Origin of the sequence: Brucella pseudogrignonensis, from assembly GCF_002252525.1 — a bacterium.
GTDB classification, from domain to species: domain Bacteria; phylum Pseudomonadota; class Alphaproteobacteria; order Rhizobiales; family Rhizobiaceae; genus Brucella; species Brucella pseudogrignonensis.
In genome coordinates this window covers 18,809-36,008 of sequence record NZ_NNRM01000011.1, presented here as the reverse complement: position 1 = coordinate 36,008, position 17,200 = coordinate 18,809, and the positions used below count along the sequence as shown (strand labels likewise).

The following is a 17,200-nucleotide window of genomic DNA, read 5'->3' as shown; positions in this document are numbered from 1 at the left end:
TCTTACTGCGTGACCAGAGGACAGCCGCTTTCTTCAGGCTTCAAATAGGCCTGATCGCCGGGGATGGTGGCCAGCACCTTATAATAGTCCCATGGTGCCTTGCTTTCGTCAGGCTTTTTCACTTCCATGAGATACATGTCGTAGATCATGCGGCCATTGGCGCCGACCTTACCGTTGCGGGCGAAGACATCATTGACCGGCATTTCATGAAGCTTCTTAGCGACAGCTTCTGTCTCGTCTGTGCCTGCTTCCTTGATGGCTTTCAAATACTGAAGCACAGCCGAATAAGTGCCTGCCTGGATCATGTTCGGCATACGGCCGGTACGGTCGAAAAAGCGCTTGCTGAACTCGCGCGATTCATCGTCGCGATCCCAATAGAAACCTTCGGTGAGCGTCAGGCCTTGTGCGGCTTCAAGGCCAAGTCCGTGAACTTCAGCTAACGTGAACAACAATGCCGCAAGGCGCTGGCCTCCGGCCACAATGCCGAATTCCGCAGCCTGTTTGATCGCATTGGATGTATCAAGGCCGGCATTGGCAAGGCCAACGACCTTTGCGCCTGATGACTGGGCCTGTAACAGGAACGAGGAATAGTCGGTGGTGCTCAATGGATGGCGAACCGAGCCAAGAACTTTACCGCCTTTGGATTCAACGAATTTCGACGTCTGTTCTTCGAGCGAATAACCGAAAGCATAGTCGGCTGTCAGGAAGTACCAGGTATCGCCGCCCTGTTCGACGAGCGATCCGCCGGTGCCAACAGCCAGCGCGTGCGTGTCATAGGCCCAATGGAAACCATATGGCGTGCATTGCTTGCCTGTGAGTTCCGATGTCGCCGCACCCGTATTGATTGTGATTTTCTTTTTGTCTTTGGAGAGCGCCTGAACGGCGAGACCCACGGAAGAGCTGGTCAGCTCCATAATGGCGTCGACCTGTTCGGTATCGTACCACTGACGAGCGATATTGGCTGCAACATCCGGCTTGTTCTGATGGTCGGCAGTGATGATTTCAATCGGCGCATCCAGCACCTTGCCACCGAAATCTTCGGCAGCCATTTTTGCAGCTTCAAACGACCACTTGCCGCCGAAGTCCGCATAAACACCCGATTGGTCGTTCAGGATGCCGATCTTGACTTTGCCGTCGGATACTTCTGCTGCAGATGAAATTGCGGTTGCAGCCAAAAGTGCAGCCGTAGCAAGTGCAAAAAGTTTCATTCAGTGCTCCTCCCAAAAAGCTTGTGTCCGTCGCGATAGAATCGAACGGTATCCTCCGTTAGAGCGCGTTTCGATCTGACAGGATCAGACTGGCGCTCTCATTGTTTGTTCTAACGTGCATCTTTTTCCGAAAACCGTTCACACTTTTCGGGATGCCCTCTGAAGCAGTCTTCTCAGACCGGGTTGGCAATCTTCCTCTTGATTGCACATCCCTCTGCTTCTGCCCGATTTTGTTCCTCCGGTCGGGCTGTTCTTAAGAACGGTAGCATTGACAAATGCGTACAAGAATAACAATTTTTGAACATCGTCTGTTCAAAAACGTACAGAACTCGGCTAACGGGCGATGGCTATCTTTTGGGAGGATGAGATGCGGCAGTTTACATGGGATGATCTGCAGTATTTTCTGGCGGTTGCACGGACCGGCCAGCTTTCTACCGCAGCAAGACAATTGCGCACCAGTCACGTCACGGTGCTGCGGCGGATTGATCGTCTGGAGCAGGCGCTTGCAACCAAGTTGTTTGAGCGCAATCCGCGCGGCTATCTGCTGACGCCGATGGGCGAAAGACTGGTTGAACCTGCGGAAGTGATGGAACGCGAGGCGCTGAAGTTCCAGACAGAAGCCACGGGAAGTTTCTCGGCACTGTCAGGTGTGGTGCGGCTTTCAACCCTTGAAGGCTTCGGTAATTTCTTTCTGGCCGATCGCCTGCCGGTGCTGGCGCAATCCTATCCCAGCCTTTCCGTAGAGGTTGTGACAATTCAGCAGATCATGTCGTTGTCGCGTCGCGAGGCCGAATTATCGATCACGCTGCATATGCCGCGCACCGGGCCGTATCACAGTGAAAAGCTGACGTCTTATCGTCTGTTTATCTATGGTCATCGGGATTATCTGAACTGTCATCCGCCGATAAGGTCGCGAGAGGATCTGTCTCGACATCCCTTTATCGGCTATATCGACGACATGGTGTTCACGCCCGGTCTGGACTATATGCGCGAGATATTGCCCGGACAGCGCTGTAACTATCAAAGTTCAAGTATTCACGCACAACTGACCGCCACACAAACGGGTTATGGGCTTTGCGTGCTTCCATATTACATAGCCGATATGCATTCCGAGCTGGTGCCCGTTCTGCCGCGTGAAATGCATCTTGAACGCGAATATTGGATGAATTGCCATGTGGATGTCATGGCCGCGCCGCGTATCAGAGTGATCAGTGATTTTATGCTTGGTGCGGTGCGTGAAGCATCGGCAAACTTTTTAGGCGAGAGCCTTCTTCGATCTTAAAGTAATCCGCCACCAATTGCGTAAATGCAGGTGATGATAAGTGCGCTAAAGCCAAAGCCAATAATGAATAGATTAAGTGTTCGCAATTTCCCCTCCCATTGCAACCCGGGCGGTTTATGTGCGACTTGGACGGGAATGTCTACTCTAAATTGTATCGATCCAAACTAAAGTTGTATTTCCTACATTGCAGCCTGTTCATAAGTGACATCACGGCGATACCTGTAAATTTTAGGGGTATTCTCCGCATTTAAATGGATTGAATTGGTGTCAGGGAAGTTAGACCGGGCGTTCGTCAAGACGAAAACCCGGCCTAAAGATTCGATAATTGAACACTGTTAGCGCTGCTTCGCCAGTCCCTGTTCGCGCATCTGGCTCAGCGTCATCTTGGGCGAAAGCGCTTCCGGATCGATGCGGATTTCAATGAGACCCGGCTTGCCCGATTGCTCGCACCGCTGGAAAGCTTCGGCAAAATCTGCGGTTTTTTCCACCGTTTCTCCATGCAGGCCATAGGCGCGGGCGAGCGCTGCAAAGTCAGGATTTGCAAGGCCAGTACCGGAAACGCGACCCGGATAGGTGCGTTCCTGATGCATACGGATCGTGCCATACATGCCGTTATTGACGACGATGAAAATCGCATTGGCGCCATATTGGGCAGCCGTTGCAAGTTCCTGACCGTTCATCAGGAAGCAGCCGTCACCAGCGAAACAGACGACGGTTCGCTCTGGTGCCGTCAACTTGGCAGAAACCGCTGCAGGCACGCCATAGCCCATGGAACCGTTGGTTGGCGCCAATTGGCTGCGATAGGTGCGATACTGATAGAAGCGGTGCGGCCATGCCGAATAATTGCCAGCGCCATTGGTGATGATGGCATCATCAGTGAGATGCGCGCGCAGCCATTCCATGATCTCGCCCATCTGAACGTCACCGGGAATTGTCGGCGTTTTCAGATTGTCGCGATAGTCGGCATTGGCGCTTTCAGCCCACGCTTTGAAGCCGGGATTGGCGATAGGCTCAAGCTTTGAAGCCGCTTTGGTGAAGGCCGCCATGCTGGCATTGATCGGGATATCAGCATGATAGACACGGCCAAGTTCTTCCGCACCCGGATGTACATGGATGAGCTTCTGCTTTGGCACAGGGATATTGATAAGCTCGTAGCCCTGCGTGGTCATTTCACCAAGGCGCGCACCCACGACCAGCAAAAGGTCTGAGTCTTTAACCCGCGCTGCAAGTTTCGGGCTGATAGATGTTCCCATTTCACCGGCATAAAGCGGATGATGATTGTCGAACATATCCTGACAGCGGAAGGATGCTGCAACAGGCAGCGACATGTTTTCAGCGAATGTTTGAAGGTCGCGAACCGCTTGCGCATTCCAGCCGCCGCCACCGACGATCATCAGTGGCCGCTCGGCCTTTTCGATAAGCGATTTCATGTCCTGTAACTGATCGCTTCCCGGATGCATCTCGACATGCTTGTAAGCCGGTGCATCACTGACGGTTGCGTGTGATGTCAGCATATCTTCGGGCAGGGCGATGACCACAGGGCCGGGGCGCCCGTTGACTGCACGATGGAAGGCTTGACTGACCAGTTCCGGGATGCGGGCGGGATCATCGATCTGCACCACCCATTTGGCCATCTGGCCGAACATGCGGCGATAATCAACTTCCTGAAATGCCTCACGTTCCACCTGATCGCTTGCAACCTGTCCGATGAACAGAAGCATCGGTGTGGAATCCTGAAAGGCGGTATGAACGCCGACGGAGGCATTCGTCGCACCCGGGCCGCGCGTGACAAAGCAGATGCCGGGCTTGCCGGTCAGCTTGCCATAGGCTTCCGCCATGTAAGCAGCACCGCCTTCCTGACGGCAGACAATCAAATCAATCTGTTCGCTTACGTCATGAAACGCATCCAGCGCTGCAAGGTAACTTTCGCCGGGCACGCAGAAAACGCGGTCGACGCCATGAATGCCGAGTGCATCCACCAATATCTGACCGCCATTGCGTGTGTTGGAGTTGGTCGTGGATTTGTGCATTTCCTAACCCTCAAAATGTCTGAACGACTTTGGCGCGTATGCGCTCTATTTCGGAGGCATACGCAGCGCACCATCGAGCCGAATGGTTTCGCCGTTGAGCATGCTGTTTTCGATAATATGCAGCGCGAGTGCCGCATATTCGTCTGGCCGACCCAGACGCGGGGGGAAAGGAACCATCTGGCCCAGCGCATCCTGTGCAGGTTGCGGCAGGCCTTTGAGCATGGGTGTTTCAAAAATACCGGGCGCGATGGCGCATACCCGAATGCCAAGCGGGGCTAATTCACGCGCAGCAGGCAGGGTCAGGCCAACGATACCGCCTTTAGACGCTGCATAGGCCGTCTGGCCGATCTGTCCGTCAAAGGCTGCAACCGATGCCGTATTGATGACAACGCCGCGCTCGCCCGTTGGCAGGGCTTCGCTTTTGGATGCGATATCGGCAAAAAGCCGCAGCAGATTGAACGAACCGATCAGGTTGATTTCAACAGCGCGACGGAAATCATCAAGCGGCATGACGCTGCCATCACGCGCCAGCATTTTCTTCGCTGGTGCCACGCCTGCGCAATTTACCAGAATATGCGGTGATCCGAGCTTTTCGCCGATTGCCTTGAAGGCTGCTTCAGCACTCGCTGCGTCCGATACGTTGCATTGAATAGCGATGCCGCCAATCGCGGCTGCCACCGTATTTGCACCATCAATGTTGAAGTCGAGGATTGCAACTTTCGCGCCCTTGGCCGCTAGAGCCTGTGCAGTTGCAGCACCAAGACCTGATGCACCACCACTGACGATGGCGATTTTTCCTTCAATATCCATTTGTTCCCCCGCTTAAAGCGCTTCCAGTGCAATGGCAGTTGCTTCGCCGCCACCGATACAGACTGAAGCCATTCCACGCTTAAGATCGTTCTGCTTCATGGCATGAAGCAGCGTGACGATGATGCGTGCGCCAGAGCAGCCAATCGGATGGCCCATAGCGCAGGCACCGCCATGGATATTCACCTTGTCGGCGGGGAGGTCGAGTTCCTGCATTGCAGCCATAACAACAACTGCGAAAGCTTCATTGATTTCAAACAAATCAACGTCGCGTACATTCCAGCCGGTTTTGTCGAAGAGTTTCCTCATCGCAAAAATCGGGGCCGTGGTGAAAAGGGCAGGCTGTTGTGCCTGGCTTGCATGACCGCGAATAATGGCAAGCGGTTCTATACCAAGCTTTTCAGCTTTGGACCGGCGCATCAGGGTGAGGGATGCCGCACCATCTGAAATCGATGAGGAATTGGCGGCTGTAATTGTGCCGCCTTCGCGGAAAGCAGGCTTGAGGTTTGGTATTTTTTCAGGCTTTGCGCGGGTTGGCTGCTCATCGCGGTCAAGCTCTGCAACATTGACCAGCTCTTTTGCGAAAGAACCCGCTTCGGTGGCTTTGAGTGAACGCGAAAGTGAGCGGAGGGCAAATTCGTCCTGCTGCTGACGCGTGAACTGGTATTGGTCGGCGGTTTCTTCCGCGAATGTTCCCATGGCGCGGCCTTTGTCATAGGCGTCTTCGAGGCCGTCGAGGAACATGTGATCGTAGATTTTGCCGTGGCCCATGCGATAGCCGCCGCGCGCCTTTTCAAGCAGATAAGGTGCATTCGTCATGCTTTCCATGCCGCCAGCAACCACAATGTCCGCACTTCCTGCGGAAATGAGATCGGCGCCCAGCATGACGGTCTTCATACCCGATCCGCAAACCTTGTTGATGGTCGAGCAGGGCACTGTCTGCGGGAGACCGGCATGAATTGCGGCCTGACGTCCGGGTGCCTGTCCCAGCCCTGCGGGCAACACACAGCCCATAAGCACTTCGTCGATCTGATCAGGGCTAAGCTTAGCCCTGTGGACCGCTTCCTTGATTGTGACAGCGCCCAGTGCTGTTGCACTCTCCCCCTTGAGCGCGCCTTGAAAACTTCCGATCGGTGTTCGTACCGCACTGGCGATAACGATCGGATCTTTTGTTTCCGACATTTGTTTACTCCTCCAGTAAAGCACAGTGATAACAGCATAGCGGAGGCTGTGAAAACAGCTTAAACATCATGAGCAACACTCATGAACTCATGTCGTGGAGGTATGGATAAAATGAGCCAGAACAATTCAGGCAAAATCCGTGTGGGTATTGGCGGCTGGGCTTTTGAGGAGTGGGACAAGAGTTTCTATCCGGAAAAGCTCTCCAAAAAGCGTCAGCTCGAATATGCTTCGAGCAAGCTAACCTCCATCGAAATCAACAGTACCTATTATGGTCCGCAAAAGCCTGCGACTTTCGCCAAATGGCATGACGAAACGCCGGATGACTTCGTTTTTTCGCTCAAAGCACCGCGCTTTTCGACCAACAAACGTGTTTTGGCTGAAGCAGGCGAGGGTATCGAGAAATTCGTGACCGGTGGCCTTCTTGAGCTGAAAGACAAGCTCGGCGTCATCAACTGGCAGTTCATGGGCACGAAAAAATTCGATCCAGTCGACTTTGAAGCTTTCCTCAAACTTCTGCCAAAACGCGTTGATGGGCGCGATCTGCGCCATGCTGTGGAAGTGCGTCACGACAGTTTCAATTCACCGGATTTCATCGCGTTGCTGCGGGAATATGGCGTTGCGGTGGTGATTGCGGGCGACAGCAAATTCGTGGAAATTGCCGACATGACTGCGCCTTTTGCCTATCTGCGCATCATGGGCACACAGGAAGACAAGAAGCTCGGTTACAGTGAGGGCGAGCTCGACCATTGGGCAGAGCGGGCCAAAGCAATAGCGGTTGGTCATGTGCCGGATAGTCTTAAAACCATCACACCACCGCTTGCCGACAATGTGGCGCGTGATGTCTATCTTTACGTTATCAGCGGCCATAAGGCGCATAACCCGCACGCTGCCATGGCCTTGATTGATCGTTTGAAATGATGGCTCTTACCATGCGTTGAATTATGTGAGCCCTGAGTCGATCATGTCGAAATTTGATACGTCCGCCCTTGAAGCCTTTGTTCGTCACATTCCCCAAAATTACAAAGGTCCGGGCGGCGTTGTTGCCGTTTTGAAGGACGGCGAGGTCGTGTTGCAGCACGCCTGGGGTTTTGCAGATCTTCGCACGCGCAAGCCGATGACGGTAGAAACGCGGATGCCGATCTGTTCGGTCAGCAAGCAGTTTACCTGTGGTGTGTTACTTGATGCGGTAGGCGAGCCGGAACTGCTCGATGATGCGCTTAAAGCCTATCTCGACAAGTTCGAAGGGGAGCGCCCCGCTGTTCGCGATCTCTGCAACAACCAGTCCGGTCTGCGCGATTATTGGGCGCTGACAGTTCTGTGTGGTGCCGATCCGGAAGGTGTGTTTCTGCCTGAACAGGCACAAAGTCTGTTGCGCCGCCTGAAGACCACACATTTTGAACCGGGTTCACATTACTCTTATTGCAACGGCAATTTCCGTATTCTTGCAGACCTCATCGAAGCGCATACCGGGCGCAGGCTGGTCGATCTTCTGTCTGAGCGGATATTCAAGCCTGCTGGCATGAAGCGTGCCGAGCTTATTCCCGACACGGCGCTGTTTGACGAATGTACGGGTTATGAAGGCGATACGGTTCGGGGCTTTCTGCCTGCAACCAATCGCATTCACTGGATGGGCGATGCAGGCATTTGTGCATCGCTCAATGATATGATTGCATGGGAGCAGTTCATCGATGCAACGCTCGATGAAGAACAGGGTCTCTATCGCCGGCTGAGCGGGCCGCAAACATTCAATGACGGTGCCTTGGCGCCTTATGGCTTTGGCCTCAAATTTGAAGAAGCAGGCGGAAAGCGCCTGACAGGCCATGGTGGTGCATTGCGCGGCTGGCGTTGCCAGCGCTGGCATTGTGCGGATGAACGCCTCTCGACAATCGCCATGTTCAATTTTGAAGGCGGGGCTTCAGACGTTGCCTTCAAGCTGATGAATATTGCTTTGGGCGCCTCGTCATCCGAAGTGTCGCGGGTGGAGGCTGATGCGGCATGGTTTGGCTCGTGGCTGGATGTTGAAACAGGGCTGGTTCTGAGCCTTGAGGATGCCGGTCGTGGCCGCATGAAAGCGCGCTTTGGCACCGGGCCGGAAATGATGGATGTGGTGAGCGCGAATGAAGCGCGTTCGTCTATGACGACGATCCGGCGCGATGGCGATATGATCGAGCTTTCTCGCGAGGATGAAAATCTCTGCCTGACGATGAGCCGCATCAAAGGTGAAGCCCGGCAGGATATCATCGGTCGTTATCACAGCGATGAGCTTGATGCCGATCTGCTGTTGGTTTCCGAAGGAGGTGCGATCTATGGCGCTTTTGAGGGGTTCCTTGGCAAGAGCGACATGTATCCGCTTTATAGTGTCGGTGCTGATGTCTGGCTGATGCCTGTTCAGCGTTCGATGGACGCACCATCGCCCGGCGAGTGGAAGCTTGTTTTCCGCCGTGACGACAAGGGTGCGATAACAGATTTGAGCGTCGGCTGCTGGCTTGCACGCGGAGTTGAATACAGGAGAATTCAGCCATGAGTGAACTGAAAGTCAGAACCCGTGAAACCGGAGCGGTCGCGGAGATGCCGCATGGTAAGCTGCCGATCATCACAACACCGACAGGCGGCTCGGTGGAGATTGTCACCAGTGTCAGTCAGCCGGGTTTTAATCCGCTCGATCTGATCTATGCATCGGTTGCAGCCTGCATGGCGTTAAGTGCGCGCATTGCTGCCACCAAGCTCGAGTTGCGTGAAAAACTCACCGATGTTCGGGTGGAAGTAAAAGGCGATAAGGCACATGAAGGCCCGTCACGCATCGAACGATTCGATATAACATTCCATTTCGACGGCGATCTCACGGCAGATGAAAAGCATCGTCTTGCAGAGATGGCCGAGGAAATCTGCACCGTCAGCAATACGCTGCGTGGTGATCCGAAGTTCGATCTCAAGGTCTCTTAGAGCATTCGCATTCAAACTGAATCAGTCGAAACGCTCGATCTTCTGGTTGTTCATCGGTCTCCCAAAATTGGTTTCTCTTGGGGAGAGAGGCAGTCGTAGAGCGATTATATCGCGTCGCGGATGCGTTCCACGCCGAGAGTGATGACGCTTTCCATTGCGGCACGCGCTTTGAGGCGATCACGCGATGCAATTGCATGGGCGATGCGCAGATGATTGGCAGCACACTCCGCAATGCCTTCCGGTGATGCGGCAGGCGAAGACAGCTGGAATGAAATAGCCAGTGCTGCTTCAATCAAACCGCTGACCGAGCGCATGAACGGATTTCCAGACATGCGGGCGATTGCCAGGTGAAAATCCAGATCGACCTTGGCGATGGATTCCGGCGTATGCTTGGGATCATCAAATTTTGCAGCCAAAGCATAGAGTTCAATGAGTTCGTCGCTGGTCGCGTTTTGTGCTGCGGCAGCGGCGGCAGCGGGCTCAAGCGCCATGCGCATTTCGGCCAGATGGTCGACGAACACTTCGTCGAAGCCTGCTTCAAAACGCCATGTCAGCACATCGGGATCGAAGAAATTCCAGGAGCTGGCACCCAGCACACGGGTTCCGACCTTGGCCTTGGGTTCGACCAGCCGCTTTGCTGCGAGCGTTTTCATGGCTTCGCGCAGAACGGTACGGGAAACGCCAAAGCGCAACGATAATTCGTTATCGCCCGGAAGTATGGAGCCTTCGGGAATGGTGCCTGCAACAATGCCGCGACCCAGTTCACCCACGACAACGGCGTGGCTGTTATGGCGCTTGCGTCCGGTTATGGCCGTTTCCAGTAATCCCAATTCAGGCCTCCTTCATGCGTTGACGCGCGAGTCTTATATCGGAAAACCATACAAGTCCTCGCTGTAGCGCAATGAACAGGAACAGCAAGATACCGATTGCTATTTTTGTCCACCACGAAGACAGGGTTCCATCGAAAACAATATAGGTCTGTATCAGACCCTGTATCAGAATGCCGACGAAAGTTCCTGCCACCAGACCGGCCCCGCCGGTAAGAAGTGTGCCACCGATAACCACCGATGCAATGGCATCAAGTTCCACCCCAACAGTTGCCAGCGAATAGCCCGATGATGTGTAGAGCGTATAGACGATGCCAGCTAAGCCGGAAAGCACGCCCGACATCGTATAGATGCCGATAGTCGTGCGGCCAATGGGAACGCCCATCAGCTCTGCCGATTGCGCATTGCCGCCGAGCGCATAGATGTTTGCACCAAAGCGCGTGCGATGCGCAATGATGCCGCCGATGATGAAGACCGCCAGCATCAGCATAGCGACAAAAGTCAGTCTGCCGCCGCCCGGAAGCCGGAAATAGAGCCCTTGCAGCGTATCGATGAACGGATGTGAAATCGGCACAGACTGCGTCGAGATCAGGAATGCAGCACCACGTGCGAGAAACATGCCCGCAAGTGTTGCCACAAAGGGCGGGATGCCGAGATAATGGATCATCATCCCCATCCACGCGCCAAACAGGGCAGCAATCACCAGAATGAGCGCGAAGGCGATCAGCGGATGCACGCCGAGCTGTCCGACAAGGACCGCCACAAAAACGCTGGTGAAGGCGATGACCGATCCGACCGAAAGATCGATGCCGCCAGAGATAATCACAAAGGTCATGCCAACGGCTGCGATGCCTAAAAAGGCATTGTCCGTCAGAAGATTGCCGATCACCCGTGTTGAAAGCATGTTCGGAAACTGGATGACGCAGATCGCATAGGCGAGCAGGAAAATCGCGACCGTTGTGACGAAAGGCAGATTGCGAAGCACTCTCATTGCCGTGCTCCTTGGTGCGTTGGCTTTGCGACGTTGTTTTTGCGTTCAGCACGCAGAAAGGTGAAAAAGCTGACGATTGCGGGCGACTGGAATGTCAGCACGATCACGATAATGCCCGCTTTGATTATGAGGTTGAACTCCGGCGGAAACCCAGCCATCAGAATGCCGGTATTGATCGACTGAATGATCAGCGCGCCAAGCAGCGATGCCATGATCGAGAAACGCCCGCCATTCAACGATGTGCCGCCGATGACGACCGCCAGAATGGCGTCAAGTTCGAGCCAGAGACCGGCATTGTTGGAATCTGCGCCGCGAATATCAGCGGTGGCGATCAGCCCGGCAAGCGCTGCACAAACGCCTGAAACTGCATAGACACTGAACAGGAGAAAGCGGGCTTTAACGCCTGCCAGCATGGCAGCGCGGCGGTTGATGCCGGTTGCTTCAATCAGGAAGCCGAGCGCTGTCGAGCGTACGGCAAGTCCGACCGCAAGACCCGCAAGTATCCAGATCAGCACCGGCACGGGTATGCCAAGGAACGAGCCGGAGCCAAGGGTTGCAAAGGAATCATTGTTGAAGGTGAGGATTGCGCCTTCGGTGATAAGCTGGGCGATACCACGCCCCGCGACCATCAATATCAGCGTTGCGATGATGGGCTGGATATCGAAAACGGCCACAAGAAAGCCGTTCCACAAACCGCAGACCAGGCCAACGCCGAGTGCAACAGGAATGACGATCGCCAGCGGATAGCCTGCAACGATGAGCGATGCAGCCGTTGCGCCGCTGATTGCCATGACCGCGCCAACCGACAGATCGATGCCGCGGGTTGCGATCACCAATGTCATGCCCACCGCGAGAATGGCGACAGGTGCAGCGCGCACCAGAATATCGATCAGGCTTCCGTAGAGGCGTCCGTTCTGAAAGGAAATGCCGAGAAAACCCGGCGCGATGATGGTGTTCGCCGCCAGAATAAGCGCGAGGGCTGCCAGCTGGGGGCTCAGTCTTTTAAGTTTCTTGGCCATGCGAGCGATCATGCTGCGGCTTCCTTTTCGCTTCCGGTCTCAGCAATCGCACGCACGATATTGTCGGCGGTGATTTCTTCGCCCTTGAGTTCCGCCACATGGCGGCGGTCGGAGAGCACGACAACGCGGTTTGCCACGGCTGCAAGTTCCTCGAATTCCGAAGAGATGATGACCAGAGACATGCCTTCGGTGCAGAGTTCGCCGATAAGCTTGAGGATTTCTGCATGTGCACCGATGTCGATGCCGCGCGTCGGCTCATCAAGGATCAGCAGGCGCGGATCGGTGGCCAGCCAGCGTGCCAGAATGGCCTTCTGCTGGTTGCCGCCCGATAAAAACTTGATCGGCTTGTCAGGGTCAGGCGGGCGGATATCAAGCGCTTTGATATAGCGCTGGGCGAGGGCCGCTTTTTCGCGCGACGAAATCGGCTTAGACCAGCCACGCTTTGCCTGTATGGCGAGCGCAATATTCTCGGCCACCGAAAAATCGCCGATGATGCCATCGGATTTACGTTCTTCGGGGCAGAAGGCAAAACGTTCGGCAATGGCTGCAACAGGCGATGGCAGCTTTGTTTCCTTACTGTCGACCGTAAGCGCGCCGCTGTCTGCCTGCTCGACGCCGAACATGAGCAATGCGGTTTCGGTTCGGCCAGAGCCGAGCAGCCCCGCAATGCCGACAGCTTCGCCCGGCTTGATGGCGAGATCAAACGGCGCGACACTGCCTTTCTTGCCAAAGCCTGAAAAGCGGATGGGGGCAGCTGTGTTGTCGCTTACTTCCTCTGTCAGTTGTCGGCGCACAGTCTCCTGCAACTGATGCCCGAGCATCATTGAAATCAGATCGGTGCGTGGCAGGTCTGAAAGGGTGCGACTGCCGACCAGCCGGCCATTGCGCAGCACGGTGGCGCAATCGGCTATGGCATAGACCTGATCCAAAAAATGCGTGATGACGATGATGCCAAGGCCTTCAGCTTTCAGCTGACGCAGCACGCCAAACAGCATTTCGACTTCGCGCGCATCAAGACTGGCGGTCGGCTCATCAAGCACCAGAACCTTGCCGGAAACATCGACGGCGCGGGCGATTGCGATGATCTGCCGGATGGCCACCGAATAGGCCGACAAGGGGGCGCCGACGTCAATTGTGAGGCCGTATCGGGCGAGCAGGGTGGTTGCATCTTTTTCCATGCGGCGACGGTCAATGAAACCGAGGCGTCGCGGCTGGCGACCGAGGAACAGATTTTCGGCGACCGTCAGATTTTCAAGAAGATTGACCTCCTGATAGACCGTGCCGATGCCGAGCGTCTGCGCTTCCGCGACTGATGCCGGAGCAATTGCTTGCCCCTCAAGTAAGATTGAGCCGTCAAAGCCATGATAGGCGCCGGTCAATATCTTGATGAGCGTTGATTTTCCTGCACCGTTTTCGCCGAGCAGGGCATGGATTTCACCACGATTGAGCACGAAATCAACGTGATCAAGCGCAGTCACTCCCAGAAAGGATTTGGTTATTGAGCGCGCTTCAAGAAGCGGCGTTGCTGGCGTCTCTCGCGCAGCGATGTCGGGGCGAGCCATGGCAGTCTTCCGCTTGCGAATTGCAAAACTTGCCTCGGGCCATGATGCAACATGGCCCGAAGGTTAAATGTGAAGATCAGTAGCCGAGGCCCTTTTTAGCTTCATAAACGGCCTTTGGATCATCAGCCTGTGTGTAAAGCTTGGATTCGGTCTGGATCCACTTCGGCGGAACGGTGCCCTTGTCCTTGAAAGCTTCAATCGCGTCGAAAGCCGGACCAGCCATATTTGGCGTAAGCTCAACGGTAGCATTGGCTTCACCATTGGCCATTGCCTGGAAAATATCCGGCACGGAGTCGATGGACACGATCTTGATGTCGGTGCCTGGCTTGAGACCAGCTTCCTTGATCGCCTGAATAGCGCCTACCGCCATGTCGTCATTATGGGCGTAAACTGCGCAGATATCCTTGCCGCCACCTTCGGCCTTGATGAAGCTTTCCATTACTTCCTTGCCCTTGGTGCGGGTGAAGTCGCCGGTCTGCGAGCGGGAAATCTTGATATTGTCATGGCCTGCAAGCGCTTCTTCAAAGCCCTTCTTGCGGTTGATTGCGGGAGAAGAGCCGGTGGTGCCCTGAAGCTCGACAACCGAGCAAGGCTTGTCGCCTACCTCCTTGACCAGCCAGTCGCCCGCGACCTTGCCTTCATGGACCTGATCGGAAGTGACAGCGGTGAGATAAAGGTCTTCCGGTGCATCGATCTGGCGGTCGAGAAGCACGACAGGAATTTCTGCTTCCTTGGCTTCCTTCAGAACCGCATCCCAACCGGTTGCAACAACCGGCGCGATCAGGATCGCGTCAACGCCCTGTGCAATGAAGCCGCGAACGGCCTTGATCTGGTTTTCCTGTTTCTGCTGTGCGTCGGCAAATTTCAGCGTGTGGCCGCGCTTTTCAGCTTCCTGCTTGGTTACGCTTGTTTCGGCAGCGCGCCAGCCCGATTCTGAGCCGATCTGCGAAAAGCCGACTGTGAGTGAAGCAGCGGATGCGCTCGAAATAAGAGCAAGAGACGATGCTGTAATCAGGGCGGCCGTCAGAGCCTTCAGACTGCGTTTCATATTAGTTCCTCCCAATAAAAGGCTCTCCCAGCCTTCTCGTTTATGAAGCATATAATATTACTTTATGGCAAGCGCATTTCGTGTGTTCGCTGGAAATTGGGGGTGCGACAAACGTGCATATGATGCAATTATATAGCTAAATCATGGTGTTAATAGGCTTTTGGGGGTGGTGTATCTCGAAGGGTGGTCTGCACCGTGTTTCGCTTGCTTGACAAGTGGGTGTTGGACAAAATAGTCATATTAATAAGAAGGAGCCGTCGATTGGCACATCTGTGTTTTTGAACGGTCGGGAAGAATGTTCCGCAAGAGTTTTGCGGAAAATGGGAGGTTCAATGTTACGTCTGGTACAGTTCCGCGACATGCGCGGAGAAACGCGTGTGGCTGCTTGTGATGATGAAGGCGCTGCACATGTCGTCAATGGCGTGACTACGACTTACGAACTGGCATGGGCTGCAATTTCCGCAGGCATCAGTCTCGCCGAACAGGTAGAGCAGAATGGCAAAGGCGAGGCTGTCGATATTCATGCAGCACTTGCAGGTGGTCAGGTTGGCCTGCCGATTACCCATGAAGATCCAGCACATCTGATTGTTGCAGGTACGGGTCTCACACATCTTGGTTCTGCGGATGGTCGCGACAAGATGCACAAGGCAGCACAGGCTGCTGAAAAGCCGACCGACTCCATGCGTATGTTCCTGATGGGTGTTGAAGGTGGCAAGCCAAAGCCCGGTCAAACCGGCGTGCAGCCGGAATGGTTCTATAAGGGCGATGGTTCGGCGCTGGTTGGAACGGGCGGTGAGCTGGTCTCGCCATCTTTTGCCGAAGATGGTGGTGAAGAACCGGAACTCGCAGGCATCTATCTGATCGGCCCGGACGGTACGCCGTTCCGCCTCGGCTTCTGCCTTGCCAATGAATTTTCCGATCATGTGACGGAAAAGCAGAATTATCTCTGGCTCGCGCATTCCAAGCTGCGTCAGGCGTCGCTGGGGCCAGAGCTTTATGTGGGCGATCTGCCTGATCATGTTGAAGGCGTTTCGCGGATCCGCCGTGGCGATCAGGTGATCTTTGAAAAGCCGTTCCTTTCGGGCGAAGCGAACATGTCGCACACGATTGCCAATCTGGAGCATCATCATTTCAAGTATGAACTGTTCCGTCGCCCGGGCGACATTCATGTGCATTTCTTCGGCACGGCGACACTGTCTTTCTCGGAAGGTGTGAAGACCGAAAATGGCGACCAGTTCGAAATTTCGGCAAAGCCTTTCCGTTATCCGCTGGTCAACAGGCTGGCACAGGCGAAAGCCGCAGACATTGCCGTGAAGGCGCTCTGAAATGGCGACCGCATCCAATATAAGTCTGGCAATCGTTGGTCTTGGCAAGATTGCCCGCGATCAGCATCTGCCATCCATCGAAGCCATTGATGGCATTGAGCTCAAAGCCATTGCCAGCCGCAATGCTGGTCTTGATGGTTTGCCATCCTTTCACGATATCGACCAGCTGCTGGAGAGTGATGTCGCCATTGACGCGGTGTCGCTTTGCACGCCACCGCAGGGCCGATTTCAGCAAGCCTATGCAGCACTGAGCGCGCGCAAGCATGTGATGCTGGAGAAGCCTCCGGGTGCGACGATTTCGGAAGTGCAGGCGCTGACGCGTTTTGCTGAAAAGCAGGGTGTTACGCTTTATGCGACCTGGCATTCACGCGAAGCCGCAGCCGTTGAACCTGCCCGCGAATTTCTGAAAGGCGCTGTAATCAAATCTGTTGCAGTGTCGTGGAAAGAGGATGTGCGTCATTGGCATCCCGGCCAGCAATGGATCTGGGAGCCGGGTGGTCTTGGTGTATTCGATCCGGGCATCAATGCGCTGTCGATTGTCACGCATATTTTGCCGGAACGGTTTTTCCTGACAAAGTCCGATCTTTATTTCCCTGAAAATCGTGCGGCACCGATTGCAGCTGATCTCGCGTTTGAGACGGAAAGCGGTGTTCCGGTTTCCTTTGAACTCGACTGGCGCCAGACGGGTCCGCAGACATGGGATATTCGTGTCGAGGCCGATAAAGGCACGCTGCTGTTGAGCCATGGCGGTAGCCGCCTGACCATCGCAGGCACGGAGAAAATGGCCGAGCCTGATCGTGAATATCAGCGTCTTTACCAGAACTTTGTGAAGCTGGTTGGCGAAGGGCAGAGCGATGTTGATCTGGCGCCTCTGACCCATGTTGCCGATGCCTTCCTTCTGGGACAGCGGCATGTGGTTGAAGCTTTTGAAGATTAGGAAATGGGACCGCCCGGCGGTCTCTTACCCACGCAGGAC

Annotated in this window: 15 protein-coding genes; 6 read left to right on the top strand and 9 right to left on the bottom strand. The window is 54.8% G+C overall.

Annotated elements, in window-relative coordinates; all coding sequences use genetic code 11:
- Positions 1-2: 2 nt before the first annotated feature.
- A complete protein-coding gene (locus CEV34_RS03440) occupies positions 3-1,208 on the bottom strand; it encodes an ABC transporter substrate-binding protein (RefSeq protein WP_007876288.1) in 1,206 nt (401 codons plus the stop codon).
- A 367-nt stretch (positions 1,209-1,575) separates the two neighbouring features.
- Between CEV34_RS03440 and CEV34_RS03435 the strand changes: the two genes are divergently transcribed.
- Complete coding sequence (locus CEV34_RS03435) at positions 1,576-2,490, top strand: LysR family transcriptional regulator (protein ID WP_007876286.1); 915 nt, start codon at positions 1,576-1,578, stop codon at positions 2,488-2,490.
- Positions 2,491-2,825: 335 nt separating this feature from the next.
- Here CEV34_RS03435 and CEV34_RS03430 read toward each other — a convergent pair whose 3' ends face one another.
- Genes CEV34_RS03430 through CEV34_RS03420 form a run of 3 tightly spaced genes read right to left on the bottom strand, consistent with a single transcriptional unit; the run spans position 2,826 to position 6,509 of the window.
- Positions 2,826-4,520 (bottom strand): thiamine pyrophosphate-binding protein, encoded by a 1,695-nt coding sequence (locus CEV34_RS03430; protein ID WP_007876276.1) that lies wholly within the window; start codon positions 4,518-4,520, stop codon positions 2,826-2,828.
- 45 nt (positions 4,521-4,565) lie between these two features.
- Positions 4,566-5,330 carry an SDR family oxidoreductase gene (locus CEV34_RS03425; RefSeq protein ID WP_007876275.1) on the bottom strand — a complete coding sequence of 255 codons (765 nt, stop codon included), beginning with the start codon at positions 5,328-5,330 and terminating at the stop codon, positions 4,566-4,568.
- Positions 5,331-5,342: 12 nt separating this feature from the next.
- Complete coding sequence (locus CEV34_RS03420) at positions 5,343-6,509, bottom strand: acetyl-CoA C-acyltransferase (RefSeq protein ID WP_007876274.1); 1,167 nt, start codon at positions 6,507-6,509, stop codon at positions 5,343-5,345.
- 111 nt (positions 6,510-6,620) lie between these two features.
- Here CEV34_RS03420 and CEV34_RS03415 point away from each other — a divergent pair, with 111 nt between their 5' ends.
- Genes CEV34_RS03415 through CEV34_RS03405 form a run of 3 tightly spaced genes read left to right on the top strand, consistent with a single transcriptional unit; the run spans position 6,621 to position 9,452 of the window.
- A complete protein-coding gene (locus tag CEV34_RS03415) occupies positions 6,621-7,427 on the top strand; it encodes a DUF72 domain-containing protein (protein WP_007876273.1) in 807 nt (268 codons plus the stop codon).
- A gap of 43 nt (positions 7,428-7,470) precedes the next feature.
- The gene (locus CEV34_RS03410) at positions 7,471-9,033 is read left to right on the top strand and encodes a D-aminopeptidase (RefSeq protein ID WP_007876270.1); all 1,563 of its coding nucleotides are present in this window, start codon (positions 7,471-7,473) and stop codon (positions 9,031-9,033) included.
- The gene (locus CEV34_RS03405) at positions 9,030-9,452 is read left to right on the top strand and encodes an OsmC family protein (protein WP_007876269.1); all 423 of its coding nucleotides are present in this window, start codon (positions 9,030-9,032) and stop codon (positions 9,450-9,452) included. The genes CEV34_RS03410 and CEV34_RS03405 overlap by 4 nt, the downstream gene beginning before the upstream one ends.
- A 104-nt stretch (positions 9,453-9,556) precedes the next feature.
- Here CEV34_RS03405 and CEV34_RS03400 read toward each other — a convergent pair whose 3' ends face one another.
- The 5 genes from CEV34_RS03400 to ytfQ form a co-directional block, all read right to left on the bottom strand.
- The gene (locus CEV34_RS03400; protein WP_007876268.1) at positions 9,557-10,282 is read right to left on the bottom strand and encodes a FadR/GntR family transcriptional regulator; all 726 of its coding nucleotides are present in this window, start codon (positions 10,280-10,282) and stop codon (positions 9,557-9,559) included.
- A 1-nt stretch (position 10,283) separates the two neighbouring features.
- Entirely contained in the window at positions 10,284-11,270 is a 987-nt protein-coding gene (yjfF, locus tag CEV34_RS03395) for a galactofuranose ABC transporter, permease protein YjfF (RefSeq protein WP_007876267.1), read from the bottom strand.
- Positions 11,267-12,301: an ABC transporter permease gene (locus tag CEV34_RS03390; protein ID WP_094543216.1), complete on the bottom strand. Its 1,035-nt coding sequence runs from the start codon at positions 12,299-12,301 to the stop codon at positions 11,267-11,269. Before CEV34_RS03390 ends, yjfF begins: the two co-directional genes overlap by 4 nt.
- Complete coding sequence (locus tag CEV34_RS03385) at positions 12,298-13,851, bottom strand: sugar ABC transporter ATP-binding protein (RefSeq protein ID WP_007876264.1); 1,554 nt, start codon at positions 13,849-13,851, stop codon at positions 12,298-12,300. Before CEV34_RS03385 ends, CEV34_RS03390 begins: the two co-directional genes overlap by 4 nt.
- A 76-nt stretch (positions 13,852-13,927) precedes the next feature.
- A complete protein-coding gene (ytfQ, locus tag CEV34_RS03380) occupies positions 13,928-14,899 on the bottom strand; it encodes a galactofuranose ABC transporter, galactofuranose-binding protein YtfQ (RefSeq protein WP_007876262.1) in 972 nt (323 codons plus the stop codon).
- A 332-nt stretch (positions 14,900-15,231) separates the two neighbouring features.
- Here ytfQ and araD1 point away from each other — a divergent pair, with 332 nt between their 5' ends.
- Together araD1 and CEV34_RS03370 are read left to right on the top strand one after the other, a co-directional pair.
- Positions 15,232-16,224: an AraD1 family protein gene (gene araD1 / locus CEV34_RS03375; protein ID WP_007876261.1), complete on the top strand. Its 993-nt coding sequence runs from the start codon at positions 15,232-15,234 to the stop codon at positions 16,222-16,224.
- A 1-nt stretch (position 16,225) separates the two neighbouring features.
- Positions 16,226-17,161 carry a Gfo/Idh/MocA family protein gene (locus CEV34_RS03370; protein WP_007876259.1) on the top strand — a complete coding sequence of 312 codons (936 nt, stop codon included), beginning with the start codon at positions 16,226-16,228 and terminating at the stop codon, positions 17,159-17,161.
- Positions 17,162-17,200: the final 39 nt, after the last annotated feature.